Genomic DNA, 25,985 nt, shown 5'->3' on the forward strand with positions numbered 1-25,985 from the left:
GTTGGCGTGGTTTGGGTATTGTCGTGAAACCGCCCCTGGCTGGTTCGCTGCCATGGCCGCGCTTTGTTGTGTCATGGGTCGCTGGCCTTGCTCAAGCTGTCGCCCAGGCGCTGGAGCGGCGTCGGCTGTTCGTGCTCCTCCCTTTCGCACTCATCTGCGGTCTGGTCAGTTACGCAGCACTGCCCGAGGAGCCCGCGTCAGTCGTTCTTTGGGGAGGAGTGGCGCTTCTGGCCGTCTTGGGTTTCACTGCGGCTATAGTGTGCTCTCTTACCGGTCTGAGGCTCGCCGTACAGCTCTCGGCTCTGTGGCTGGGTTTCTGCCTCTTGCCTATCCACGGAGCGCTCTTCGGAACCCCGATGCTGGCTTTTCCCGCTTACGGCACATATGAGGCACGGGTCGACGAGATCATTTCAGCAGATTCTCAGGCGCAACGCGTTGTTGTGTCGCAGCTTCTCCCGCTGGAAGATGCGCGAGAGCTGCGTCTCCGGCGGGCCCGGCTTTTCCTTCCTGCCGAACCCGTCCTTTCCCCCGGCGACCGCATTCAGGTGGCCCTGCGCCTTGCGCCCATTCCGGGTCCAGTACTGCCGGGTGGATATGACGGGCAGTTCCACTCTTATTTCTCCGGTATTGGCGCCTATGGATCCGCAACCGGCCATCTCGAGGTGATCGCGACAAATGCTGGCTCCGGTGTTGCCCGCGCCGTGCATGATCTGCGTACAACGATTGCCCGGCGCATCGAAAATACGCTCGACGGCTCCAGTGCTCCCATCGCCAAAGCCATGATCGTCGGTGACCAGAGCGGTATCACAGACGAGACGCGCGACGTGCTGGCTGCGGCCGGGCTCGCCCACATCTACTCGATCTCCGGCCTTCACCTCTCGATCGTTGCTGGAGGCATCTATTGGCTGGTGCGTCTGCTGCTTGCATCAATGCCGTTCACATTGACCTGGCCGATCAAGAAGATCGCGGCCATGGCGGGGCTTTTCGTCGCCTTCGCTTATCTTTTGCTGGCGGGCGGGGTTAACAACGTTCCGGCTTTTCGATCTACCTTGATGTTAGCCCTAGTTTTTGGAGCGGTGCTGGCCGGTAGGCAGGCCCTGACCATGCGCAACGTCGCCATCGCGGCAATTGTCATCATCCTCCTTGATCCCGCCAGCATTTTTCGGCCCAGCTTCCAACTCTCCTTTGCCGCCGTGGTCGGGCTGATCGGAGTGTACGAACTGCCTTGGCCACGGCGCGCCGGAACGGGTTCTGTTGGGCGCATAACTTCAACCCTGCTGGCAACAGCGTGGACCAGCTTCATTGCCGGTGGGGCTACACTGCTATTTTCTGCCTATCATTTTCAGCAGACCGCGCCACTTGGGGTCCTCGGAAACCTGCTGGCTCTGCCGTTCGTAAGCCTTGTCATCATGCCATTTGGGGTTCTGAGCGTTCTGCTCATGCCGCTCGCACTCGATGCGCCGGCACTCGTGCTGACTGGGTGGGGGATCGACCGCATGATGGACATTGCGGTGCTCGTCGCGGGTTGGAGCCGAGACCTTTCGTCAAATCCACTCCTGGCGCCCTGGGCCCTCCTCGCGGGACTGCTCGCCCTCGCTTGGTTCGCCTTGCTGGATACGCGCTGGCGCGTGCTGGGTCCTGCGGCGGCAATTCCCTTCATTGTTCTGCTTGGCTTCGAGCCGCGCCCCGACGTGCTGATCGCCGACACAACTCAGGCAGTCGCGGTGCGCGACGGGGATGGGCTCTCCCTTGTTAGCGGACGCGCGGGCAGTTTTGCGACCGAAGTTTGGGGCCAGCACTATCAGACGCCGATAGAACAGGATCACCGCAGCGAACGATGCGATAGCCTCGGTTGCATCGTCAGCTTGCCAGAGTTCTCGGTGGCAGTTGTGCGCAATGCCGCCGCCTTCGCCGAAGATTGCGGAGCCCACGAGCTGCTGGTGACGCGGATCGATCCGCCTCAATGGTGTCGGAGTGAGGGCCTCGTCATCGGACCCGATGAGCTTGAACGCGGCGGGGTTCAGTGGCTGCATTGGAACCAGGATGCCGGGCGATTTGATGTCCGCCCGGCCATCGATCACCTCAATCGGCCGTGGCGAGTCTTGCCACGGTGACGCCTGCCGGCTCCATCTCTGGTCCACCCACAACGTATCCAGCCTCGTCGGCGGCCGCATTCAGCGTCGCTGGGCTCGAGCCGTAGTTGACGTAGACACGGAAGTCGCCGCGCACCCGGGAGCGCACGCCAGCAGGGAGATTGAGCGTCGGCAGGTTGGCTTCAGCGATGAGATAGTCCACGACCCGCTGGACCAAGGCCCTGTCACCGCTGGACGTCATGTAGAACAGCTTGCCCTGGGCAATCAGCACCGGAACGTCCTCGCTGTCCTCCATCACGACCTTGGCACGTGTCTCCACCTTTTCCCGCCATAGTTGGCTCGCGCCGCCGCCCTTCACGGTCACGGCGAGGCCTGGCGGAATGGTATCGACCCGCGTAACCTTCGCATCGAGAAGGTTCTGCGGAAGGTCTGGACCCAGACCCTTGGGAATTGAGAAGTTCTCCGTCTTCGAGCCTGTGCGCGGACCGACCAGAAGATGGCCCTCGAACGTGTTGACGGCATCTCTGAGTGCAACCGTCCAGGCGAGTAGCGCAGGTATCGCCACGATGTCGTAGCCTTCAAAGCTGGGGGTCGTCGACGGTAGCACGTCGATATCCACACCGTGCTTGCGGAATGCGCTGTAGATCGCCCGCACATGGCCCCCGTGAGAGAAACCTCTGGCTTGCTGCTCGATTTCCCAGGCCCACTCGCTCTGGTAGTCATATATGACAGCGACGCGCCCCCTGGCCATGTCGCCGCCGAAGTTTGCTTTCTGGAGTTCTGCCGAAACCTGCGCGGCGGCATGATAACCCGGGGCTGGCTCGCTGTCCGGCCGCAGCAGGCCCGAGTGCATCTGCTCCTGGCCGAAGGGCGCCTGCCGCCAACGGAAATATGAGACGACTTCAGCGCCGTGTGCAAAGGCTTCCCAAGCCCAGGCCCGGGCCATGCCGGGCAGGGGATCGGGGTTGAACTGCGCCCAATTCACCGGACCCGGTTGCTGTTCCATGATCCACCAGCGGCCATGGCCCACAGAACGATAGAGATCGTGGTGGAAGGCGGCGTTGTCCGGATCTCCCTGGCGCATGTAGAGGCGCTTTATTTCATCGGGCTCGTCGCTGACCGCAAGGTGACCTATCGGGTAGGAGTCCCAGCTGGCTACGTCGATGCTCTTGGCCAGATCGAAGTGATCAAACTCGGCATACCGGCTCATGAAGTTATGGATGACCGGCAGATCGGGCATGCGCGCCTTGAGGATGTCGTACTGCACCTTGTTGAACGCAGCGACCTGATCCGAGGAGTAGCGGCGGAAGTCGAGAGCATGGATTGGATTGGGCTCGCAAACCAGCAGATTAGGGAGCCCGATCTGGTCGAACCGGTTGTAGTCCATGGACCAGAAGGCGTTGCCCCACGCCTTGTTGAGGGTCTCAACCGAACCGTATTTTTCTTCCAGCCAGTGTTGAAAACCAAGACGGGCCGCGTCGGAATAGGAATAGGTTGTGCCATGGCAGCCGTATTCGTTGTCCGTCTGCCAGCCGCCGAGGGCGGGGTGGTCTCCGAGGGCGTCCGCGAGTATCCGGGTGATCCGAGCCGCTTCGTCCCGATAGCCGAGATGCGAGAAATCGTAATGCCGGCGTGAACCAAAGCCTTTTACATGACCGTTGGCATCGACGGGAAGCATATCCGGATGCTTGTCGATCATCCAGCGCGGAGGCGTCGCCGTAGGCGTTCCGATAATGACCTTGAGCCCATGGCGGCCCAGAACGTCCACGGCACGGATCATCCAATCGAGCTGGAGGTTGTCTGGGGTAGGCTCCAACCGAGACCAAGCGAACTCGCCGATGCGAACGTAGCGTATGCCAACTTCGCTCATCCGGGCGGCATCGCGTTCCCAGAGGTCTTCAGGCCAGTGTTCCGGATAATAGCAGACGCCAAGGACTGGATTCATGTCACCGCTCTAAAGTGCAATGGGGGTTTCGGGCTGGCCTGCAACGTCTACGTCAATGAAAAAGACGCCGCCGGCAGCCTGCTCTTGAGCCAGTTGCTCGGCCGGGAGATTCTTGTTGGCCGTCGTGATGAATAGGCGCTTGAGGTCGCTGCCGCCGAAGGCCGGGCAGGTGACCTGACTGACCGGCAATTCCACGATGCGGTCGATTGATCCGTCGGGCGCGTGGCGGACAACACAGCTGCCACCCCAGCGGGCGTTCCAGACAAAACCCTCGCTGTCGCACACAGCGCCATCGGGGAAGCCGCGATGGTCCGAGACGTCTGCGAACAGCTCCCATTCACCGGTTCGCAGGCCCGTTCCCGGATCTGTCTCGCATTTCAGGATTTTCTTCGTCGGCGTGTCGGCCCAATACGCAATCCGGCCGTCGGGCGAAAAGCAGGTGGCGTTGGCAATCTTGGATGAAGAAATGATCTTGGTGAGCTTTCCCGCCCGATAGTGATAGACCGCGCCTGCCGCCTCGCCCTCGCTTTTCTGCATCGTACCGATCCAGAATGCGCCTGAGGGGTGGACCCGACTGTCGTTGGTACGGTTCGCAGGAACGTCTTTCTCGATATCAACAATGACATCTATGGTGCCTGACAGCAGATCGAAGCGCTTCAGGCCCGTTTCTGTCGCAAGCGCCAGAGTATCTTTGTCGATGATAGCCGCGGCAGCAACGAACTCCTCGAAGCTCCACTCTCCGTCACTCTCTCCGGTCTGGTGAGCGGAAAACAGCTTCTTGTTGTTGATATCGAACCAAAACAGGCGCTGTCGGTCCGGATGCCAGAAAGGACCTTCACCCAAGGCACACTGGCTGTCGATCAGAAGTTGAGCGGTGTCGTTCACTGAAGTTGTGCCCTGTCATAAGCGGCAACGGCCGTTGAGGCGCGCTCTGCAACATCGGCAGCTGACATGCCGGGCTTGTAGAGGTAGGTGCCGAGGCCGAAGCCGGTGCAACCGACAGCGAAGAAATCCGCAAAGTTATCCGGATTGGCCCCACCGACTGCATAAACCGGCACGATCGGCGGCAGGACGGCCTTCATCGCCTTGATGCCCTTGGCCCCGAGGACCTCCGCCGGGAAAAACTTGAGTCCGGTGGCGCCGGACCGGATTGCGGTGAAGGCATCGGTGGGAGAAAAAACACCAGGATATGATTTGAGCCCGAGTCGATGCGTCTCCTCGATCACCGCCACATTGGTATCCGGAGAAACGATGAAGGTTCCGCCCGCTGCGGCGACGGCGCCGACGTCGGCCGTGCTCAACACTGTACCCGCACCGATTTCAGCGCGATCTGAAAACGATCTGGCAGCTTGCCCGATACTATCCAGGGCGCCGGGGGAATTGAGCGGCACCTCGATCAGGGTGATCCCGGCATCCACCAATGCATGGCAGACCGGCCCAGCTTCGGCGGGCGTGATGCCTCGCAAAATGGCGATGATGTGCCGTTGCGTCATATCATTCCCTTTCAAGCAAGCTGCTGACGTGCGGCCGAGAGGCCGGCGATAGCGACCGAGGTCGCGTCGACCGGACGACCGTCCTTGCCGGCCATCGACAAAACCGTGGCATAAAGGGCGCATAGACTGGTCGAGCCGATCAATGGGACAGCCGCCTCTCCGATGTCGTCGAGGTGGGCAGCGACCTCTGTTCCTATCAAAAGTCCTGAAAGATAACCGGCGCACCAGCTCGAATCGCGGCCCGACAGCAGCGACGCCGCCCGTACCCGGAAAAGTTGCCCCAATAGATCCTGCGGGCGGGCCAGCCCGTCACTTGCCCCAGTACCAAATCCTGCGTCGCGCGCGGCGCCATCATTTTCGCCCGTGAGCGAATGTCGAAGCACCGAATGCGTACGCAGCACTTCGAAAACTTCTCCCGTCATCGCCGTCGAGAATTGGCCTATGTGTGTGTCGCGCAAATACGCCCACTTCGAGTGGGTCCCGGGCATGCAGACCAAGCCCTCATAACCTTGCTGGGTGCTGGCAAGCCCGAGCAGTTGCGTTTCCTCGCCACGCATAACGTTCTCGCCGCCGCGCTTCTGACACACGCCTGGGAGGATGGAGACGGAAAGGGTGGAGCCCGGCACGTCCGGACGTACGGAGGACTGCGCCAGCCCCCGAAGGTCGGTGGGGGCCTCCAGATAGGGAGCCTCAATCCAGCCCTGACGGGCACCGGCCATACCGCATACAAGCACATCGAGGTGCCGGCCGTCCTCGACGCCAAGCTCTCGCACCACGTCCTGTAATGCCTGCGGGTACTGGCCGCGCTCGAGTTTCCCCATTCCCTTGTCCGAGGTCGCGCTGGATATGGGGGCTCCCGCTACGCTCATGCCCCAGGCGCGCAGATTTGAGGTGCCCCAGTCGACAGCGACCCATTCGATGGCATCCGACACCAGTAACCCCCAACGCAAGATGATCCACGTGCGGCGTGAACCTAGTCGGCGTAGCAGCCCCTGGCCAGCCGATTATTCTCCCCTTCGATAGCCCTGCACAGGGCACGGAATCTGCTCCTGCAGTAAGATTGGCCAAGCGTCCCGGCATCTCTGCAGCTCAATTGTATGATTTTTTCGTCCGCCGCCATTTCCTTGCGCGCCGGTCATGCTAGAACATCACCGAAACGGCCCTCCCGTCTGCTTCGGCGGATCAGCAAGGAACTACAAGATGACGGCAGATACCAGCGGCACTGGCGCTCGCAAGTTGCGTTCGCGCGCATGGTTCGATAATCCAGAGAACCCAGACATGACGGCGCTCTACCTCGAGCGCTACATGAACTATGGTGTCTCCCGAGAGGAATTGCAGTCGGGCAAGCCGATCATCGGCATTGCGCAAACTGGCTCTGATCTCAGCCCCTGCAATCGTCACCACATCGTGCTGGCCGAGCGGGTTCGCGAAGGCATCCGTGAGGCGGGTGGCATTGCCATCGAATTCCCCGTCCATCCTATCCAGGAAACCGGCAAGCGCCCGACAGCCGGGCTCGATCGCAATCTGGCCTATCTGGGCCTTGTCGAAGTGCTCTACGGCTATCCCATCGATGGGGTGGTGCTGACCGTCGGATGCGACAAGACCACGCCCGCCATGCTAATGGGCGCGGCCACGGTCAACATACCCGCCATCGCGCTTTCAGTAGGTCCTATGCTCAACGGCTGGCACAAGGGCGAGCGCACCGGCTCAGGCACCATCGTCTGGAAAGCCCGGCAGATGCTCGCCGCGGGAGAGATCGACTACCCGAAGTTCATCGAACTGGTCGCGTCGTCCGCGCCATCTACCGGTTATTGCAACACCATGGGCACGGCAACAACGATGAACTCGTTGGCCGAGGCGCTGGGCATGCAACTGCCAGGGTCGGCCGCCATCCCCGCCCCGTATCGCGATCGGCAGGAGATGGCCTATCGCACCGGCAAGCGCATCGTCGATATGGTGCACGAGGATCTCAAGCCCTCGGACATCCTCACCAAGGAAAACTTCCTCAACGCGATCGTCGTTAACTCCGCGATCGGCGGCTCCACCAACGCGCCGATTCATATCAACGCGATTGCCCGCCACATCGGCGTCGACCTCAAGATCGAAGAGTGGCAGCAGCACGGGCACAAGGTGCCGCTGCTCGTGAACCTGCAGCCGGCCGGCGAATATTTGGGCGAGGACTACTATCATGCCGGTGGCGTGCCGGCGGTGGTCCATGAGTTGATGAAGCAGGGCCTCATCCACGAGAACGCTCCGACGGTCAATGGCAGGTCGATCGGAGAAAACTGCCGCAACACGCCCATCGAGGACGACCGCGTCATTCGGCACTTCGACAACCCGCTCAAGAAAGAGGCCGGCTTCCTGGTGTTGCGCGGCAATCTCTTTGACAGCGCCATCATGAAAACCAGCGTCGTCTCGCCGGAGTTCACGGAGCGCTACCTCGCGAACCCAGAGCATCCGGGAATGTTCGAAGGCAAGGCCGTGGTGTTCGATGGTCCCGAGGACTATCATCACCGGATCGACGATCCTTCCCTGGAAATCGATGAACACACGCTGCTGTTTATGCGTGGCGCTGGCCCCATCGGCTATCCGGGTGCGGCCGAAGTGGTCAACATGCGCCCACCCGCCTATCTCATCAAGAAGGGTATCCACTCCCTCGCCTGCATTGGCGACGGGCGCCAGTCCGGCACTTCCGGCTCCCCCTCAATTCTCAACGCATCACCGGAAGCGGCGGCAGGCGGTAACCTCGCTATTCTGCGGACCGGCGATCGCGTGCGCATCGACCTCAACAAGGGCGAAGCCGACATTCTGATCTCCGATGAGGAAATTGCGAAGCGGCGCGAGGCCTTGGCCGCTGAAGGTGGGTACAAGTATCCCAAGCACCAGACGCCCTGGCAGGAAATCCAGCGCGGACTTGTAGACCAGCTTGGGGACGGCGCAGTTCTTACCCCTGCTGTGAAATACCAGCGCATTGCGCAGACTGCCGGGCTGCCGCGCGACAACCACTGAGCGACCCGCGCAACCAGACGCCTTCGCGAACTACCAATGCGGCCTCCTCGCCACCCAGCACTAGTTGTTGTGTGGCGAGGAGGTCAAATTGTTTGGCGACGTCTGATGCGTGGCGCACCAAGCTGGGACGAAGGCGGATCAAGGCAAGATGTTCGACTTTGCTTCCAGCATCATCAAACCCCAAGCCTTCTGTACCCCGCATCAATGAGCATTTCCAATGGGTCAATGAGGTCTGAAACGCCCGCCCAGCCGGCACCTTCTTGACTATTTCCGCTTCACGGTCATGTTTCCGCGGCCCCGCCGCAGTTCTTCAGATCGTCGAAGCGATGACCTCGGCCCAGCAATCCACACGATCCTGCGCTGAGCCGGAACGATCTCAGTATCGGCGCATCAGCCCCACAAGCCGGCCTTGAACTTTGACGCGATCCGGCGGGAAGATGCGAGTCTCATAGGCGGGGTTTGCGGCCTCGAGTGCGACGGTATTTCCCTTACGTCGCAGGCGCTTGAGTGTTGCTTCCTCGTTGTCCACAAGAGCGACGATAATCTCTCCAGTAGAGGCCGTGTCCTGCTTCTTGATCAGCACGGTGTCTCCGTCGAAGATGCCGGCCTCAATCATGGAATCGCCTCGGACTTCCAAGGCGTAATGTTCACCGGCCCCAAGCATTTCGGGGGGAACGGCTATGGTGTGCGAATGGGACTGTATGGCCTCGATAGGCGTACCGGCCGCGATTCTGCCCATCACAGGAACAGATACCGGTCGAACGTAGTCTTCGTCTGTGACGCCACCCCGGGCGGGGGGCGAGGCGACCTTGCCGAGATTCCCCTCAATCACGGATGGTTCGAAACGCGCCTTGCGCCCGCCGAGGGTCGGGTTCATCGAGTCAGGAAGCTTGACCACCTCCAAAGCTCGAGCCCGATTGGGTAGCCGGCGGATGAAGCCGCGCTCCTCGAGCGCCGTGATCAACCGATGAATGCCCGACTTAGACGCCAGATCCAGAGCGTCCTTCATCTCGTCGAAGGACGGGGGTATGCCGCTCTCCTTCATCCGTTCATGGATGAACATGAGCAATTCGTGTTGTTTGCGCGTCAGCATTGGCCCCAGAACCCCAGAATCGGAACATAGACGGAACGACTATATGTGTTCCATGTATGTTCTGCAATACAGTGTCTACGCGGCTAGTGCAGCGTTCACTTCAGCACTGTCCGATTGGAAGGACATCCACGAGTGTTCCCGGGGCTTGGCCTTGGTCGAATTCGGGCTGGACGATCAGGGCATCAGCCTGTGCCAGCGATGAAGTGTGGCCGCTGTCGGTCTGCAGAATGGGCTCGACCTGGAGCCCGGAAGAGGTCGCCTGAAGGCGCGCGCGCATGAAGTGGCGGCGTGCCGTGTTGGGTGGGGTGGGAGCCGCAAGGGGGAGGCGCCAAAGCGTTGGTTGCTCCATACCTAGCCAGCGACGGACAGCGGGCAGGACGAAAACGATAGCGGTAACCAATGCGGACACCGGGTTTCCCGGCAGCCCGAAGACCAGCGTTTTGCCCAGAGATCCAAACATCAAAGGCTTGCCGGGGCGCATGTTAATGCGCCAGAAATCAAGGCTCACTCCCAGCTCTTTCAACGTCTCTTGGACAAGGTCGTGCTCACCAACGCTGGCTCCCCCCGTGGTGATGACAATGTCAGGTTCGGTCGCGAAAATGCCGGCCAGCCCCGCACGCAGGGAGGTGAAGTCATCGGCCATTATGCCGTGGTCGGCGCAAGTTCCTACCAGCGGTGACAGGAGCGCAGAGATCGCCAGGCTGTTGGAGCCTACGATCTGGTCCGGTCCGAGTGGCGATCCCGGCGGCACCAGTTCGTCGCCCGTCGCTGCCAAATCGATGTGCGGGCGCCGCGCGACATTGACCGTCCCGCAATTGGCCGCCGCAGCGGCGGAGATGTGCAGCGCGTTGAGCCGCGTTCCCACCGGAAGCAAAGCCTGGCCACACGAGAAATCGTTGCCTTTTTGCCGAACGCTGTGACCACGCCGTGCGTCTGCAGTGAAGCGCACCCGATCTGCCTCGCGCACGGCCTCCTCTTGCATGATCACCGTATCGGCGCCCGCGGGAAGGGGCGCTCCCGTGAAGATGCGGGCTGCCTCTCCAGGACCGATGGCTGCACCCATCCCTACGCCTGCCTGCGCTGTCCCGACGATCGTGAGCCAGATGCCTTCGGCAACGTCATCGGCGCGCACGGCATAGCCATCCATCGCGCTTGCGTTGAAAGGGGGCTGATCGTGACGCGCCACTACTGGAGATACGAGCACCCGACCGAGGGCCTCGTTCAGCGCAACGGTCTCGCTTGTCGGTGCCGGCACACGCGCCAGAATGGTCTCCAGCGCCTTCTCAACCGCGAGGAGACTCATGGCTGACGGCGATAATCGCCCGACTTGCCGCCGGACTTTTCCACGAGCGCGATATCAGTCACCGTCATGTCTCGGTCAATAGCCTTTGCCATGTCGTAAAGGGTCAACGCGGCTGTCGACGCGGCCAGGAGCGCTTCCATCTCGACACCGGTCTGCCCCGAGGTCTGCGCCGTGGCAGTAATCAGGATCGCGGTCTCTCCGTCGGCTTCTATGTCGACGCTGACCTTGCTCAGCGCAATCGGGTGACAGAGGGGAATGAGCTCCGAAGTTTTCTTGGAGGCCATGATGCCGGCGATCCGAGCCACAGCCAAGGCGTCGCCCTTTTTGAGTTCACCGCCCAGAATTGTCGCAATGGTCTCGGGCTTCGCAATGAGCCGGGATTGGGCAACGGCGCGGCGGTCGGTGATCGCCTTGTCACCGATGTCGACCATCTCCGCTTCGCCACGGGCGTTGAGGTGGGTAAGATGGCCGCCCATCAGCGGACCAGTTCCGCCGCGCCCATCAGCAGGGCGCGGGTGGCGGCCACAACGTCGCTCTGGCGCATCAGGCTCTCGCCCACGAGGAACGTGCCTACGCCGCACCGCTCGTCGAGCATCCGGACATGATCGTAAGTAACGATGCCGCTCTCGCTGACCAGCAGAACGTCGTCAGGCACGCCTGCCGCGAGACGGATGGTGGTCTCAAGTGTTGTCTCGAAGGTGCGAAGGTTTCGGTTGTTGATCCCGATGAACTTGGCATCGAGTGCCAGGGCGCGATCCAACTCGATCTGGTCGTGCACCTCCACCAGCGCATCCATGCCCCATTCCTGCGCTGCGTCGAGCAGGTATCGCGCCACATCGTCGCCCACGGCCGCAAGAATGATCAGGATACAATCCGCGCCCCAGGACCGAGCTTCGGCCACCTGGTAGGTCTCGAACAGGAAGTCCTTGCGCAACACGGGCAGGCGCGTCGCGGCGCGGGCGTCGATCAGGTATCCGGGGGCGCCCTGAAAGCTGGGGCGATCGGTCAGGACCGAGAGGCAGGAAGCGCCGGCGGTTTCGTAGTCTCGCGCGATCTGCTCCGGGTCAAAATCGGATCTGATCAGCCCCTTGGACGGGCTTGCTTTCTTCACCTCGGCGATCAGTGCATAATGACCTGCCGCTCGCTTTTCCCGTATCGCACGCAGAAAGCCTCGGGGGGCTGGCTGGTCATGCGCCTGCGCCACCACTTCCGACCAAGGCCGCATGGTTTTGGCGGCGGCGATTTCCTCGCGCTTATAGGCTTCGATCTGCTTGAGTATGTCGGTCATCACATCTGTCCGTTGGACACCGCGACGAGGCGCGCGAGTGTTTCTCGGGCCTTGCCGCTGTCGATTGCCGACGCGGCCATCTCGGCGCCTTCCTTGAGCTCGGAAACGGCGTCCGCGACAATCAGCGCGGCAGCGGCGTTGAGCAGCACGATGTCGCGATAGGCGCCAGCGGCACCATCCAACAGCGCGCGGATGGCCGCGGCGTTCTCCTCCGGCGTCCCACCGAGGATGTCCTCAAGCGCGTGTTGCCGAAGTCCGGCCTGTTCCGGCCACACCTCGAAGCTGCGGAGGTCGCCGTTGGCGATTTGCCCCACGAAGCTCTTGCCCGTCACCGTCAATTCATCAAGGCCATCGCAGCCATGCACGACCCAGGCCTTGATGGCGCGGTTGGCCAACAGCGCGGCGGCCACCGGCTCCACCCATTCCTGGTCATAAACTCCCAGGACATAGCGGCGAACGCTGGCCGGGTTGGACTGCGGTCCCAGAAGATTGAACATGGTCCGCACTCCCATTTCGGCCCGCGCGGGGCCCACATGGCGCATGGCTGGGTGATGGGACGGCGCAAACATGAAGCCGATATTCGCCTCGCGCACGCAGCGGCCGATCCCCGCGGGATCGAGATCGAGCTTGATGCCAAGCGCCTCCAGCGCCTGGGCGGAGCCGGACTTTGACGAGAGCGCCCGGTTGCCGTGCTTGGCGACGGGCACGCCCGTGGCCGCAACGACGATGGCCGCCGCCGTCGAGATGTTCAGCGTGCCGACGCCGTCGCCACCCGTGCCCACGATGTCGATGGCGTTCTCGGGCGCTTCGACCGAAATCATTTTTTCGCGCAGGATGGACACCGCAGCAGCGATTTCGCCCACCGTCTCGCCCTTTATGCGCATGCCCATCAGAAAGGCGCCGGTCTGCGCCGGCGTCGCTTCGCCGCCCATGATGATGCGCATGACGCTACGCATCTCCTCGCCGGTCAGGTCTTTGCCCTCGGCGATCTTGGCCAAAGCCTGCTTGATGTCCATCATGCCGCCCTCCGGCCCTGAAAGTCACGAGCAAGGTTCAGGAAATTCTGCAGCAGCGCGTGGCCGTTTTCTGAGGCGATGCTTTCTGGATGGAACTGCACCCCATGCAGCGGCAGCGTCTTGTGCTGCATGCCCATGATTAGCCCGCCATCGGTCGTCGCCGTCACCTCCAACACGTCTGGCAAGGTTTCGGCCTTGACGATCAGCGAGTGATAGCGGGTTGCCTCGAAGCCGGCATTGAGCCCGCGAAAGATGCCCTTGCCGGTGTGGTTGATGCGGCTGGTCTTGCCGTGGAAGAGGCTCGGCGCCCGAACCACCTCGCCCCCCAAGGCCTGTCCCATGGCCTGATGCCCGAGGCATACGCCGAGCATCGGGATGGTAGTCTTGAAGCGATCGATCACTGCAAGGCAGATTCCCGCCTCGTTGGGCGTACAGGGGCCAGGGGACAGCACGATGGCCTCGAGCGCCATGGCGGCGATCTCGTCGGGCGTGATCTTGTCGTTGCGGCGCACCGTGATGTCGGCGCCGAGTTCGCCCAGGAAATGGACGAGGTTGTAGGTGAAGCTGTCGTAATTATCGATGACGAGGGTCTTGGTCATGGGGTTCCTCTTGAAGTTGGTATCCGGGTCATTCCCGTGCCAGCGGGAACCCCTGTTTCAGAACCAACCTCGCCATCGGTGATGACCCTGCCGGGCAATGTTCATCGTCATCACCCGGCTCGTCCCGGTGGTCCATAGGGCGTGGCCGCAGCCGTTGGATTGGCCGGACAAGCCGGGCAATGACGAGACCACGGTGGCCCGGTGCGCTCCGACTAGTCCGCTCACTGTCCCATCCTCGGTTCACCTGCGTAGCGTAGCGCTTCCTCGGCCGCGCTGAAAAGGGCCCGCGCCTTGTTCTCGCATTCGAGCTGCTCAAGCTCGGGCTGGCTGTCTGCGACGATGCCGGCGCCGGCCTGCGCGTAGAGCTTTCCATCCTTGACGATGGCCGTGCGCAGCACAATGCAGGTGTCCATGGTGCCGTCGGCCCCGAAATAGCCCACGCAGCCACCATAGATGCCGCGTCGCGACGTTTCGAGCTCATCGATGATTTCCATCGCCCGCACCTTGGGCGCTCCCGAAACAGTGCCTGCCGGGAAGCCGGCAGAGAGCGCGTCAACGAAATCGTGCACCGGATCGAGCTCGCCCACGACATTGGAGACAATGTGCATGACGTGCGAATAGTATTCGAGGAAGAATTTGTCCGTCACCTTGACGGTCCCGGTCTTGGCCACACGTCCGACGTCGTTGCGGCCAAGGTCGAGCAGCATCAGGTGCTCCGCCAGCTCCTTGGGGTCGCTGAGCAGTTCGTCCGCCAGTTCCTTGTCCCGGGTGGGCGTTGCGCCGCGCTTGCGGGTGCCCGCGATGGGGCGGATCGTCACCTTCCCATCCTGCACGCGCACCAGGATTTCCGGGCTCGAGCCAGCGACGGCAAAGCTGCCGAAGTCCAGGAAATACATATAGGGCGAAGGATTGGTCCGGCGCAGCGCGCGGTACAGCGCCGTCGGCGGCAGGGTGAAGTCGGCCGAAAAGCGCTGGCTGAGCACCACCTGGAAGATGTCGCCGGCCGAGATGTACTCCTTCGCGCGCGCCACCATCGCTGCGTACTCCTCGCGCGATGTGTTGCTGGTGACGGCGACGGCCTCGAGATGGGGCAGGGCAGGGGTGGCAGGCAGCGTGGTATTGAGGCGGCTCACGGCCTCGTCGATACGGCCTTCGGCCGCCTCCAGTGCCTGGCGCCCCGACACGCCCTCGCGGACGTAGACCGGTGCGGTGAGGTACAATTCATCCTTGAGCGTATCGAAGATGGCCAGCAGCGACGGCCGCATCAGGATGGCTTCTGGCAGCCCGAGGTCGTCGGGGTTGCTGTTGGGCAGCACCTCCATGTAGCGCACCATCTCATAGCCCAGGTAGCCATAGATGCCGGCAGATTGGGGCGGCAGCCCCTCCGGCACCTCGATGTGGCTTTCAGCGACTAGAGACCGAAGGGCGTCGAGCGGCTTGGCGTCGACCAGGTCGAAGCTTTCCGGGTCTCGCAACGGGTTGCGATTGATGGCCGCCCCGGCGCCGTCCACCTTCAGGATCAGGTCCGGCAGCAGCCCGATGATGGAATAGCGGCCGCGTGTGGTGCCGTCCTGCACCGACTCGAGCAGGAAGGAGTGGGTGCGACCCTCCGCTAGCTTGAGATAGGTGCCGACGGGCGTGTCGAGATCGGCTACGACGCGACGCCAGACGATCTGCGACTTGCCAGCTTCGTACTGTTGGATGAAGCGCTGGGAGAAGTCGTCGCCCATGTCGTCTGGTTCCGTCCGGCTGGGGCCCGATTATTGGCCGAAGTTTGTGGTGAGCAGGGTGTTGAGGGCCTGCTGGTTGATGCGCAGCTGGGCATCGTCGCGCAGCGCCCCGATGAATTCCGATGCGACACCCTGGCGGGCCTCGGCGTCGATGCTGTCGAGGGCCTGCTGGTTGAGCGGATCGCTGGGCGGAGTCGTTTCAGCGACCGAGTAGACAATGGTATCGCCGGTGCTATTGACCACCGATCCGTTGGCCTGAGGTCCACCCGAGAAAACCGCTGATGCCACCACTTGGTCCACCGTTCCGTCTTCCGAACCAAACCGCGTGAACGGCGTGCTAATCTGCGGGAACACGTTCAGGGACGCCGCAATCTCTTCGATCGTTTCACCCTTGTCGAGCCGGCTCACCAGGTCTTTGCTCAGGGCTTCGAGAGCCTGGCTCGTGCGCTGGTCTGTCATGGCCTGCTGAATTGCTGGGCGCACTTCCTCGAGCGTCTGGTCGCGCGCGGGCTGGACTTCCACAAGATCGAACCAGAGATTGGCGTTGTTGGAAATCCGCACCGCCGGCGTCAGCTTCTCTTCTTCGGCCTTGAAGATGGCCTGGCTGATGGTTTGCTGGTCCTGCGGCGTGAGCGAGGGCACTACGCTCAGTTCCGAGCCGCCAGCGGTCACGTCGGCTTCATAGAGATCGAGGCCGAACCGTTCGGCGATCTCCGTCAGTGGACGGAAGGCCGCGCGGAGTTCCTCGATCTGGTCGAGCACGTCGTTTACCTCGTTACGCGCCTTGGCGGTCGCCAGCGACATCGCAATGTCGTCCCGCGCATCCGCCAGGGTGCTCTGGTGGGCCGGTTGAACCGCACTCACGCGCACGGCGCGACGGCCACCGACGCCGTCGATGATCGTGAAGGCTCCGGCCTCCAGACCAAAGGCGGCGTCGGCCAGTGCCGTGTCGGTCACTTCCGATCTTGCCAGCGTACCGAGGTCGGTCGGGGTGACATTCGTCTGGCTGACGAGCTGGTCAAACGGGGTACCGGCGGCAAGGCCGTCCTGGAACGCCTGCTCAATCTCCGGCGTGCTCAGCACGACCTGGTCGATGGTGCGGCGTTCGGGCGTCGAAAGCGAAGCCTTGGTGCGTTCGTATTCGGCCTCGATCTCCGCATCCGTAAAATCATCGACCAGCGTGTTTGCCAGCGTGGCAACGGAAAGCTCCACCATCTGGACGCGCCGGGTTTCTACCGTGCGATATTCGGCCTGATGTTGCTGGAGATAGGCCGCCATTTCCTCTTCGGTCGGCTCGGCAGGCGTGTCGACGTTGAGGGGTCCCAAGGTAATGTAGTTGATGGTGCGTTTGGTGCCGACATAGCCATTAAGCAGCTCGTCAGCCACTTTGGGCAATCCTGCCCCCGCCAGGAGCGTCTCCTGCAACTGCTGTCGCTTGGCCTCTTTGCTGCGAGCCTGGAAGTACTCCGACTCGGTCCAGCCGCTCTGCTGAAGGACCTGGCTGAAGATCGAGGGGTCGAAGTTGCCGAGGGTGCCCTGGAAGGAGGGATCCTGGCGCAACATCTGGCTCAACTTGTCTTCAGAGACACCAAGATTGAACTGGTCTGCCAGCAAGTCGAGAGAAGCATTGGACGACAGGTTGAGCAGCACCGCCGTCGGGAGGCCCATTGCCTCCGCTTCCGAAACCGTAGGCACGGAGCCGGTCTGCTGCGCGACCCGGTTCACGAGGCTCTGGTAGGCGCGCATGAACTCGCGCGAGTTGATCTCTTCGCTGCCGACGCGCGCTACAGTGCTGCTGCCCAAATCGGTAATCACGTTGTTGATACCGAAGCCTGCGATACCCACGAGCATGAATCCACCCAGGATCTTGCCTGGCCAGGATTTTGCAAAGTCGCGCAAACCATCGAGCATTTCGAACGTTCCAGTTTGGGGTCCAAGCCTTTACCGTCGGCACGGGCGGGGACTAGAAGAGAAGTCGACAGCCGGGGTTAGGGCAAAGCCCAGTCCGGCGCAAGAGGTAGGAGTAGCAAGATTGACGACCGTTTCACCGCTGATCGCCGGAAACTGGAAGATGAACGGGCTCACGCACTCGCTCAGCGAGTTGGCTGAGTTAGCGCGTCTCCTGACGACCGGCGAAGCACCGCGCGCCGTCGTCGTTGTTTGTCCCCCAGCCACCTTGCTGGCCGCAGTCGCTGCTCAGGGGGCATCGAGCGGCATTCTCGCCGGGGGGCAGGATTGCCATGTCGCGGCTCAGGGTCCGCACACCGGTGACATTGCAGCGGCGATGATCGCCGATGCGGGAGGGCAGTTCGTAATCGTGGGGCACTCCGAGCGCCGGGCCGATCATGGCGAAACTGACGAGGTTGTGCGCGCCAAGGCCGAGGCCGCGATCGGCGCGGGTCTCAGTCCCATCATCTGCGTCGGTGAAACGGAGGCACAGCGCGACGCCGGAGAGGCGGAAGCCGTCGTTGCGGATCAGTTAGCCCGCTCCGTGCCCGATGCGGCGGGATCGCATCAGGTGGAGGTGGCTTATGAACCGGTCTGGGCCATCGGAAGCGGCCGCACGCCATCGCTGGAAGAGATTGCCACAATGCATAAGGCCATCCGGGATCGGCTTGTGGATCGTTTCGGCGTCAGCCGGGGCGAAGCCATCCGCATTCTTTATGGCGGATCGATGAAGCCGCACAATGCCCGCGAAATCCTTGGAGTGGACAACGTCAACGGCGGCTTGGTCGGTGGCGCAAGCCTCTTGGCAAACGACTTCTACACCATTATCTCGGCGGTCTAAGAACTGACGGCATCGGTCGACTGCGGCAATTTTCGCGGCAGTCGACTGGTATTTGCCGTATTGCGGGTGTATGAGCCCGCATCCTTGAAGAGACCGACCCAAAGACGAGTTCCATGGCCAACGTTCTGCTAGTCGCCTATCTGTTGATCGTGCTCGCGCTGATAGCGGTGATCCTGATCCAGCGTTCCGAGGGCGGCGCGCTGGGTATCGGCGGCGGCGGTGGCGGCGGTATCATGACGGCGCGCGGCTCAGCCAACCTGCTGACGCGGACCACGGCTATTCTCGCGGCCCTGTTTTTTGCCAGCGCCATCGGCCTGACCCTGCTCAACGAATTCGATCGCGGCACGTCCGGCATTCTGGAGCGGGCCAGCACGACGCAGGGCGGCCAGGAAAACAGCAGCGTGCTCGATGCGCTCAATGCACTCCAGGGCGACGAAACCGCAAACGACGGACTTCCGGTCCCGGCAATTGATGCGCCGGCGACGACGAACGCACCCGCGACCACCACACCTGCGCCAGCCGCTGGCACCAGCGACCTGCCGGTTCCGGCTGCAACGACGGGCACCACGGCTCCCGCCCAGGCACCCGCAGCGACCGCACCCGCCGCAGGTGGTGATGCGCCGCTGGCGACGGACACCGAGGCGCCCCCGGTCGAAAACACGTCCACCGCTCCCGCCGCTGGCAGCGCGACCACGTCACAGCCCGCAGCCCCGGCTGCCACCACCGAACAAGCGCCGGCTCCGACCGGCAGCTGACCGCCGCAAGGCAGACCGAAAAAGGGGATGGCGACATCCCCTTCTTCTTTTTGTGTAGAGCGCTTCGGCGTCTCTGCGAATCATTACTCTTGTGCTTATGGTGATCGCCCATGGCTCGGTACGTATTCATCACCGGAGGCGTGGTTTCCTCCCTTGGCAAAGGTCTGGCTTCGGCGGCGCTCGGCGCAGTGCTGCAGGCGCGCGGCTACAAGGTCCGCCTGCGCAAGCTGGATCCCTATCTCAACATTGACCCCGGCACGATGTCGCCGACGCAGCACGGCGAAGTGTTCGTCACTGACGATGGTGCGGAAACCGACCTCGACCTCGGTCACTATGAGCGCTTCACGGGTCGCGCGGCCAACAAGCGCGACAACATCACCACCGGCCGCATCTATTCCGATTTGCTGGCCAAGGAGCGAAAAGGCGAGTTCCTGGGCGCCACGGTGCAGGTCATCCCGCACGTCACCGACGCCATCAAGGCCTTCGTCCTCGACGGCAACGAGGATTTCGATTTCGTGCTCGTCGAGATCGGCGGTACCGTTGGCGATATCGAGGGCCTGCCGTTCTTCGAGGCCATCCGCCAGCTCGGCAACGACCTGCCGCGGGGCCATGCGTGCTACCTGCACCTGACCCTGATGCCCTACATCCCCTCGGCCGGCGAGCTCAAGACCAAGCCGACCCAGCATTCGGTCAAGGAACTGCGCTCTATAGGCATCGCGCCGGACGTGCTGCTGGTCCGCTGCGACCGCCCCATCCCCGAGGGCGAAAAGAAGAAGCTTTCGCTTTTCTGCAACGTCCGCGAAAGCGCCGTCATCCAGGGCCTCGACGTGGGCTCGATCTATGATGTGCCGCTGGCCTACCACAAGGAAGGGCTCGATCGCGAAGTTCTCGCGGCATTCGGCATCACCGATGCCCCCGCGCCCGATCTCACCGCATGGCAGGACGTGTCGCAGCGCCTCCACAATCCGGAGGGCGAGGTCAACATCGCCATCGTGGGCAAGTACACCGGCCTCAAGGACGCCTACAAATCCCTCTCCGAGGCTCTCACCCATGGCGGCATTGCCAACAAGGTGAAGGTCAACATCAACTGGATCGACTCCGAGGTTTTTGAGCGCGATGACCCCGCGCCCTATCTCGAACACGTTCACGGCATCCTGGTGCCCGGCGGTTTTGGGGAACGCGGCTCTGCCGGCAAGATCGAGGCGGCGCGCTTTGCCCGCACCAAGGACGTGCCCTATTTCGGCATCTGCTTCGGCATGCAGATGGCGTGCATCGAGGCGGCGCGCAACACGGCGGGCATCAAGTCGGCATCCTCGACCGAATTCGGCCCCACCAAGGAGCCGATCGTGGGCATGATGACCGAGTGGGTGAAGGACAACGAGAAGGAAACGCGGGCGTCCGAAGGGGACCTCGGCGGCACGCTTCGCCTTGGTGCCTATCCTGCCCAGCTTACGCGCGGTTCGCGCGTTGCCGATATCTATGGGACCACGCGCATTTCCGAGCGCCATCGTCACCGCTACGAGGTGAACATGGACTACCGCAAGATGCTCGAAAAGAACGGCCTGCTGTTCTCCGGCGTCTCGCCTGATGGTCGGCTGCCCGAGATCGTCGAGCGCACCGACCACCCCTGGTTCATCGGCGTTCAGTTCCACCCCGAGCTCAAGTCCAAGCCCTTCGAGCCGCATCCGCTCTTCACCAGCTTCATTGCCGCAGCAATGGAGCAGAGCCGGCTGGTCTAAGCGATGGGCGATCTCGTCAATCTTCGTCAGGCGCGCAAGCAGAAGGCGCGCGCCGACAAGGCCGCGACCGCTGATGCCAATCGGCTGGCGTTCGGTCGCATGAAGGCCGAAAAGCTCAAGACGGCCGCCGAACGGCAGCGCGCCGAAAAGCACATTGATGGACACAAGCGGGACGAATAATCGTCCCGCTCAGTCGCCTCCGGCTTCAGCGGGTGCCGGCGCAGCCTCATCTCGCACCACGTCGATGATCGCGCCCATCAGGGCCATCAAGGCATCGCGGTGCCCCGTGCCTGCCGATGGGGCCGTCGCGTCGGACGTCATCACCACCGAGAGCTCCAGGCTGGGCACGATATAGAGCATCTGCCCGCCATAGCCCCAGGCGTATCGCACCTCCTCGCCGCCGATGCGGCGCAGGAACCAGCCATAGCCATAGCCGTCGTTGTTGAAGCGCGAGGTCGTTCGCCGCGTCCATGACTGTTCGATCCAGTCCGGCGACACCAGTTGCATGCCCTCGGGCGTCCGGCCGCCAGCGCGGTACAACTCTCCGAAGGCGAGCAGCGACATGGGGCTCATCGCCATCTCGTTGCCACCGAGATAGATGCCCTGCGAATCCTGCTCCCAGCCCGCGATGGCAAAGCCCTCCAGCGGCGCCAGCCAGTCTTTCGCCAGCGCCAGCGTCGATTTTCCGCCCACCTTCGTCAGGATGGCCGAGAGCAGGTGCGTCGAGCCAGTCGAGTAGAGCATCCGCCCGCCCGGATCATCGATGAACGGCCGGCCCAGAGCCGCGCGCACCCAGTTGTCGCTGGCGATCCATCGCCCATAGTTGGGCCCCGAGGTGGGCTCCAGCCCCGCCTGCATGGACAACAGGTTACCTACCGTCACCTCGGCCAGCCGGGGGTCCGGATCGTCCGGCAGGTCATCGGGCAAGAGCTTCGACACCTTCTGGTCCACGCCACTCAGCAGGCCCTTGTCGATGGCGATGCCGACAAGCGCCGAGATGATGCTCTTGGATGCCGATTTGATGTTGGTGGGCTCATCGGGAGAATGGCCGGCATAGCCCTTTGCGGCGACCACCTCGCCGTCCACCGCCACGATCACCGTTTCAAGCGGATCAAGCCCTGAGGCGCGCTCGAGGACGGCATCGATTGGCGACTCTTGGGCAACGGTCGCCGCGGGAAACAGCAGACTGGCGGCAAGAAAAAGGGACAGCTTGAGCATGCCCCTTTCTTGCAAGGGGGTGCGGCGAAATCATGAGGAGGCGCCACTTGCCCTCGGGCGTTACCAGTCCACTTGGCAGATGGCGCCGTCAGCTCCGAATTGCATGGACTTGTCGGTGTACTGGAAGATTTCCAGCTTCACGCCACTCGGGTCGGCCAGCCAGCATTGCCATGTGTGGTCGACACCCAGCTTCTTGTCGGTCACGGCCACGCCCTTTGCCTTCGCATTGGCCATGAAGGCGTCGATGTCCTCCGTCTCGAGGCAGATGTGGTTGATCTGGTTGGTGTCCTCGAACCGGGACTCGCCCTTGAGGAAAACCTCCACAAACGTTCGGTTGCCGAAATCAAGATAAAAGCCGATCCGATCATCGCCGCGCTTGAAGTCGAACTTGGGCGGCACGCCACAGACGTCGCGGTAAAAACTCTCGACCGCGTCCAGGTCACGGGCAAAAATGCAGGTGTGTGCGACCTGCTTGATCAGGGATGGCATAAGATATTCCTCCGGAAACTGCAGTATGGACAGACCGCCCTGACATGTTAGGACGGGCGCACCGTTCTGGCCAGCCCCGGCCCGCGGAGGGAGGAACAACTATGGCTCGCGTTGTCGTTATCGGTGCCACCGGACACATCGGCACCTACCTCATCCCGCGCCTGGTGCAGGCCGGTCACCGGGTCGTCGCCGTCTCCCGCGGCACGGCAAAGCCCTATGTTGCGCACCCCGCATGGGCAGAAGCTGAAACGGTTAATCTCGATCGGGCGGCCCTGGAAAAGCAGGGCGATTTCGGCCGAACCATCGCCGACTTGCGCGCAGAGATCGTCATCGACAACATCTGCTTCACGCTCGAAAGCGCCACGCAATTGGCCGAAGCCCTCATGGGGCGCGTGCAGCAGATGATCCACATCGGCACCATCTGGACGCACGGTTTCTCCGAAGTGGTGCCGACGCCGGAAGATGTCACCAAGCGGCCGTTCGGCGATTATGGCGTGCACAAAGCCGCCATCGAGGCCTATCTGCTCGATCTGGCGCGACGGCAGGGATTTCCTGTCACCATCCTGCACCCGGGACACATCGTGGGGCAGGGGTGGTCGCCCCTGAACCCGGCCGGTCATTTCGACAATACTGCGTTCCAGACGCTGGCGCGGGGCGAGGAACTGGCCCTACCCAATTTGGGCATGGAAACGGTGCACCACATCCACGCCGACGACATCGCCGTTCTGGCGATGCTGGCCATGGCACACTGGCGCGCTGCGACCGGCGAAGCGTTCCACGCGGTCTCGCCCGGGGCGGTAACCCTCCGGCACTATGCGGAAGCCATGGCGCACTGGTTTGGCCAGGAGCCGAACCTGGCATTCCTGCCCTGGGCAGAGTGGAAAGCGCGCCAGAAGCCCGAAAATGCAGCAGCGACCTGGGAGCACATCGCCCGCTCGCCCAACTGCTCCATCGAAAAGGGGCGTCGTCTGCTGGGGTACGCACCCCGCTACTCATCGCTCGCCGCTGTGCAGGAATCGGTCGCCTGGCTCCGCGACAACGGTCGCCTCGACATCTGAACCGCACCGGACCAGGGTTCCGCTTTTTTGCGTCGCCCCTCTTTCCTCCGTCACACGGCGCGTCTAGACAATCGGCACACCCAAAACGCACCGGGAAGGGCACGCACGCATGTCTTCTATCATCCACGTCAATGGCCGCCAGATATATGACAGCCGCGGAAATCCGACTGTCGAGGTCGACGTCGTGCTGGACGATGGCAGCTTTGGCCGCGCGGCTGTGCCCTCAGGTGCATCCACTGGTGCCCACGAGGCCGTGGAACTGCGCGACGGTGGCAAGCTCTACAGCGGCAAGGGCGTGACCCAGGCCATCGACAACGTGAATACCGTCATTGCCGACGAAATCCAGGGCATGGATGCCCTCGATCAGTTGGCCGTCGACCAGGTCATGATCGAGCTCGACGGCTCCGCCAACAAGGGCAAGCTCGGCGCCAACGCCATTCTAGGTGTGTCGCTCGCCGTCGCCAAGGCTGCTGCCGAGTCGAGCGAATTGCCGTTCTACCGCTATATCGGCGGACCGAACGCGCATATCCTGCCGGTCCCGATGATGAACATCATCAATGGCGGCCAGCACGCCGACAATCCTATCGACATGCAGGAATTCATGATCCTGCCGGCCGGCGCGGAATCGCTTGCCGATGCCGTCCGCATCGGTTCGGAAATTTTCCACACGCTGAAAAAGGGTCTGTCGGCAGAGGGCCACAACACCAATGTCGGTGACGAGGGGGGCTTTGCCCCCAACCTTGGGTCGGCCGACGACGCGCTCGGGTTCATCATGCGCTCGATCGAGAAAGCCGGCTACAAGCCGGGCGAGGACGTTTTCCTCGGCCTCGATTGCGCTGCGACCGAGTACTACAAGAACGGCAAGTACGAGATGGCGGGCGAGGGCAAGTCGCTTTCGTCCGACGAGAACGTGCGCTTCCTCGAGGATCTCGCCAACCGCTTCCCGATCATTTCCATCGAGGATGGCATGGCCGAAGACGATTGGGACGGCTGGAAGGCGCTCACCGACGCCATCGGCAAGAAGGTGCAACTCGTGGGCGATGACCTGTTCGTCACCAACACCGAGCGCCTCGTGTCAGGCATCAAGATGGGTGTCGCGAACTCGATTCTGGTGAAGGTCAACCAGATCGGCTCGTTGTCCGAAACCCTCAACGCCGTCGATACCGCGCACCGCGCCGGCTACACCTCCGTGATGTCGCACCGCTCCGGCGAAACCGAGGATTCCACGATTGCAGACTTGGCGGTTGCGCTGAACTGCGGTCAAATCAAGACCGGTTCGCTCAGCCGCTCTGACCGCCTAGCCAAGTACAACCAGTTGATCCGCATTGAAGAGCAGCTTGGCACCTCGGCCAAATATGCTGGCTACTCGGTCGTGAAGGGTCGCTAGGCGCCATGACCACCATGCGGGCCCTCGTCATCGAACGATACGGCCCGCCAGAAGACGTCTTGCGGCTGGAGCAGGTGCCCCGGCCGCAGCCAAAGCAGGACGAAGTCCTGGTTCGCGTCCACGCTACCGCGCTCAATTCCTGGGATTGGGACTCGGTCACCGGTACGCCCATGGGCCGCATTACGGGCCCCTTCAAGCCGCCGTTCAAAATCCTGGGCGCCGATGTTGCCGGCACCGTCGAGACCGTGGGGCCGGGCGTCACCAGCCTGAAGCGGGGCGACCGGGTCTTTGGCGACCTCTCCGGCGGGAAATGGGGCGGTTTTGCCGACTATGTCTGCGCCCCCGCCAGCGTCCTGGCGCTCATCCCGCCAAGCCTGTCGTTCGTCGACTCGGCGGCCGTTCCCCAGGCCGGTAGCCTCGTCCTCCAGGCTCTGCGCAAGTTCCCTCAATTGGGTGCGGGCCATATCGTCGTCTTCAACGGGGCCGGGGGCGGCGTTGGCACCTTTGGTATCCAGTTGGCCAAAGCCACCGGCGCGACGATCATTGCCGTTGATCGGGCGGAAAAACGCGAGGCCCTGCTGGCCCTTGGCGCAGATGGCTTCATCGACTACCAATCCGAGGATTTCACCGCCACCGCGGAGCGCTACGACCTCATCATTGACGTGGTCGCCAACCGCCCCGCCAGCCACTATCGGCGCTGCCTCAGGCGCGGCGGCCGTCTGGTGGTGATCGGCGGCACCATTTCAAGCCTCCTCCGCATTCTCGTCGCGTCCCCCTTCAGCCGCGGCAAGACACTCAGCATCCTCCCGTACAGGATTTCGCCGTCAGACAACCTGACGCTCGCTGCCACGGTCCGCCCCGTCGTCGATAGCACCTTCGCTCTCGAGGACGGTGCCAAGGCCCTCCGCCGACTCGGCGGAGGTCGAGCGGTCGGCAAGGTGGTCATTACGGTCGAATGAGACCCTGAAACCTTCCCGGGCCC

At 62.6% G+C, this 25,985-nt stretch carries 23 protein-coding genes; 9 read left to right on the forward strand and 14 right to left on the reverse strand.

Going from position 1 to position 25,985, the window contains the following annotated elements; translation table 11 throughout:
- Nucleotides 1–218: 218 nt before the first annotated feature.
- Nucleotides 219–2,114, forward strand: a complete 1,896-nt coding sequence (locus IC608_RS03845) for a ComEC/Rec2 family competence protein (RefSeq protein ID WP_345890849.1) — start codon at nt 219–221, stop codon at nt 2,112–2,114.
- Here the strand turns inward: IC608_RS03845 and IC608_RS03850 are convergent.
- The 4 genes from IC608_RS03850 to IC608_RS03865 are packed head-to-tail and all read right to left on the reverse strand — an operon-like array spanning nt 2,083 to nt 6,463.
- Entirely contained in the window at nt 2,083–4,038 is a 1,956-nt protein-coding gene (locus IC608_RS03850; protein WP_191772772.1) for a beta-galactosidase, read from the reverse strand. The two genes, IC608_RS03845 and IC608_RS03850, sit on opposite strands and share 32 nt — an antisense overlap.
- Nucleotides 4,039–4,047: 9 nt before the next feature.
- Nucleotides 4,048–4,923 (reverse strand): SMP-30/gluconolactonase/LRE family protein, encoded by an 876-nt coding sequence (locus IC608_RS03855; protein ID WP_191772774.1) that lies wholly within the window; start codon nt 4,921–4,923, stop codon nt 4,048–4,050.
- Nucleotides 4,920–5,531, reverse strand: coding sequence for a 2-dehydro-3-deoxy-6-phosphogalactonate aldolase (locus tag IC608_RS03860; protein WP_191772776.1), 612 nt, complete (start codon nt 5,529–5,531; stop codon nt 4,920–4,922). Before IC608_RS03860 ends, IC608_RS03855 begins: the two co-directional genes overlap by 4 nt.
- Nucleotides 5,532–5,542: 11 nt before the next feature.
- The gene (locus IC608_RS03865) at nt 5,543–6,463 is read right to left on the reverse strand and encodes a 2-dehydro-3-deoxygalactonokinase (protein ID WP_191772777.1); all 921 of its coding nucleotides are present in this window, start codon (nt 6,461–6,463) and stop codon (nt 5,543–5,545) included.
- A gap of 268 nt (nt 6,464–6,731) precedes the next feature.
- Here IC608_RS03865 and IC608_RS03870 point away from each other — a divergent pair, with 268 nt between their 5' ends.
- The gene (locus tag IC608_RS03870) at nt 6,732–8,540 is read left to right on the forward strand and encodes an IlvD/Edd family dehydratase (RefSeq protein ID WP_191772779.1); all 1,809 of its coding nucleotides are present in this window, start codon (nt 6,732–6,734) and stop codon (nt 8,538–8,540) included.
- A gap of 376 nt (nt 8,541–8,916) precedes the next feature.
- On the opposite strand, the gene lexA is transcribed toward IC608_RS03870, so the two are convergent.
- The 8 genes from lexA to IC608_RS03910 all read right to left on the reverse strand — a co-directional run bounded on the left by lexA (nt 8,917) and on the right by IC608_RS03910 (nt 17,480).
- Complete coding sequence (lexA, locus tag IC608_RS03875; RefSeq protein ID WP_191772781.1) at nt 8,917–9,633, reverse strand: transcriptional repressor LexA; 717 nt, start codon at nt 9,631–9,633, stop codon at nt 8,917–8,919.
- A 100-nt stretch (nt 9,634–9,733) separates the two neighbouring features.
- Complete coding sequence (locus tag IC608_RS03880) at nt 9,734–10,936, reverse strand: molybdopterin molybdotransferase MoeA (RefSeq protein ID WP_191772783.1); 1,203 nt, start codon at nt 10,934–10,936, stop codon at nt 9,734–9,736.
- Nucleotides 10,933–11,412, reverse strand: a complete 480-nt coding sequence (gene moaC, locus IC608_RS03885; RefSeq protein ID WP_191772785.1) for a cyclic pyranopterin monophosphate synthase MoaC — start codon at nt 11,410–11,412, stop codon at nt 10,933–10,935. The genes IC608_RS03880 and moaC overlap by 4 nt, the downstream gene beginning before the upstream one ends.
- Nucleotides 11,412–12,227 (reverse strand): indole-3-glycerol phosphate synthase TrpC, encoded by an 816-nt coding sequence (gene trpC / locus IC608_RS03890; RefSeq protein ID WP_191772787.1) that lies wholly within the window; start codon nt 12,225–12,227, stop codon nt 11,412–11,414. The genes moaC and trpC overlap by 1 nt, the downstream gene beginning before the upstream one ends.
- On the reverse strand, nt 12,224–13,243 hold the full coding sequence (gene trpD / locus IC608_RS03895) for an anthranilate phosphoribosyltransferase (RefSeq protein ID WP_191772789.1): 1,020 nt from the start codon (nt 13,241–13,243) through the stop codon (nt 12,224–12,226). The genes trpC and trpD overlap by 4 nt, the downstream gene beginning before the upstream one ends.
- Nucleotides 13,240–13,839, reverse strand: coding sequence for an anthranilate synthase component II (locus tag IC608_RS03900; RefSeq protein WP_191772791.1), 600 nt, complete (start codon nt 13,837–13,839; stop codon nt 13,240–13,242). The genes trpD and IC608_RS03900 overlap by 4 nt, the downstream gene beginning before the upstream one ends.
- 221 nt (nt 13,840–14,060) lie before the next feature.
- Nucleotides 14,061–15,569 carry an anthranilate synthase component I gene (gene trpE / locus IC608_RS03905; RefSeq protein WP_191772793.1) on the reverse strand — a complete coding sequence of 503 codons (1,509 nt, stop codon included), beginning with the start codon at nt 15,567–15,569 and terminating at the stop codon, nt 14,061–14,063.
- Between the two features lie 30 nt (nt 15,570–15,599).
- On the reverse strand, nt 15,600–17,480 hold the full coding sequence (locus IC608_RS03910; RefSeq protein ID WP_191772795.1) for a peptidylprolyl isomerase: 1,881 nt from the start codon (nt 17,478–17,480) through the stop codon (nt 15,600–15,602).
- 121 nt (nt 17,481–17,601) lie between these two features.
- On the opposite strand from IC608_RS03910, the gene tpiA reads away from it, so the two are divergent.
- The 4 genes from tpiA (at nt 17,602) to IC608_RS03930 (ending at nt 21,031) form a co-directional block, all read left to right on the forward strand.
- Nucleotides 17,602–18,357: a triose-phosphate isomerase gene (gene tpiA / locus IC608_RS03915; RefSeq protein ID WP_282567924.1), complete on the forward strand. Its 756-nt coding sequence runs from the start codon at nt 17,602–17,604 to the stop codon at nt 18,355–18,357.
- 113 nt (nt 18,358–18,470) lie between these two features.
- Nucleotides 18,471–19,112, forward strand: coding sequence for a preprotein translocase subunit SecG (secG, locus tag IC608_RS03920; protein ID WP_191772799.1), 642 nt, complete (start codon nt 18,471–18,473; stop codon nt 19,110–19,112).
- A gap of 110 nt (nt 19,113–19,222) precedes the next feature.
- Nucleotides 19,223–20,851 (forward strand): CTP synthase, encoded by a 1,629-nt coding sequence (gene pyrG / locus IC608_RS03925; protein WP_191772801.1) that lies wholly within the window; start codon nt 19,223–19,225, stop codon nt 20,849–20,851.
- A 3-nt stretch (nt 20,852–20,854) separates the two neighbouring features.
- Complete coding sequence (locus IC608_RS03930; RefSeq protein WP_191772803.1) at nt 20,855–21,031, forward strand: DUF4169 family protein; 177 nt, start codon at nt 20,855–20,857, stop codon at nt 21,029–21,031.
- Between the two features lie 9 nt (nt 21,032–21,040).
- Here IC608_RS03930 and IC608_RS03935 read toward each other — a convergent pair whose 3' ends face one another.
- Nucleotides 21,041–22,069 carry a serine hydrolase domain-containing protein gene (locus IC608_RS03935; protein WP_191772805.1) on the reverse strand — a complete coding sequence of 343 codons (1,029 nt, stop codon included), beginning with the start codon at nt 22,067–22,069 and terminating at the stop codon, nt 21,041–21,043.
- A gap of 60 nt (nt 22,070–22,129) precedes the next feature.
- The gene (locus IC608_RS03940) at nt 22,130–22,558 is read right to left on the reverse strand and encodes a VOC family protein (RefSeq protein ID WP_191772807.1); all 429 of its coding nucleotides are present in this window, start codon (nt 22,556–22,558) and stop codon (nt 22,130–22,132) included.
- Nucleotides 22,559–22,659: 101 nt separating this feature from the next.
- Here IC608_RS03940 and IC608_RS03945 point away from each other — a divergent pair, with 101 nt between their 5' ends.
- The 3 genes from IC608_RS03945 to IC608_RS03955 all read left to right on the forward strand — a co-directional run bounded on the left by IC608_RS03945 (nt 22,660) and on the right by IC608_RS03955 (nt 25,962).
- Nucleotides 22,660–23,616: an NAD-dependent epimerase/dehydratase family protein gene (locus IC608_RS03945; RefSeq protein ID WP_191772809.1), complete on the forward strand. Its 957-nt coding sequence runs from the start codon at nt 22,660–22,662 to the stop codon at nt 23,614–23,616.
- A gap of 109 nt (nt 23,617–23,725) precedes the next feature.
- Nucleotides 23,726–25,003 carry a phosphopyruvate hydratase gene (gene eno / locus IC608_RS03950; protein ID WP_191772811.1) on the forward strand — a complete coding sequence of 426 codons (1,278 nt, stop codon included), beginning with the start codon at nt 23,726–23,728 and terminating at the stop codon, nt 25,001–25,003.
- A gap of 5 nt (nt 25,004–25,008) precedes the next feature.
- On the forward strand, nt 25,009–25,962 hold the full coding sequence (locus tag IC608_RS03955) for an NAD(P)-dependent alcohol dehydrogenase (protein ID WP_191772813.1): 954 nt from the start codon (nt 25,009–25,011) through the stop codon (nt 25,960–25,962).
- Nucleotides 25,963–25,985 lie beyond the last annotated feature (23 nt).

It is taken from the genome of Devosia oryzisoli (genome assembly GCF_014837245.1).
Lineage (GTDB): Bacteria > Pseudomonadota > Alphaproteobacteria > Rhizobiales > Devosiaceae > Devosia > Devosia oryzisoli.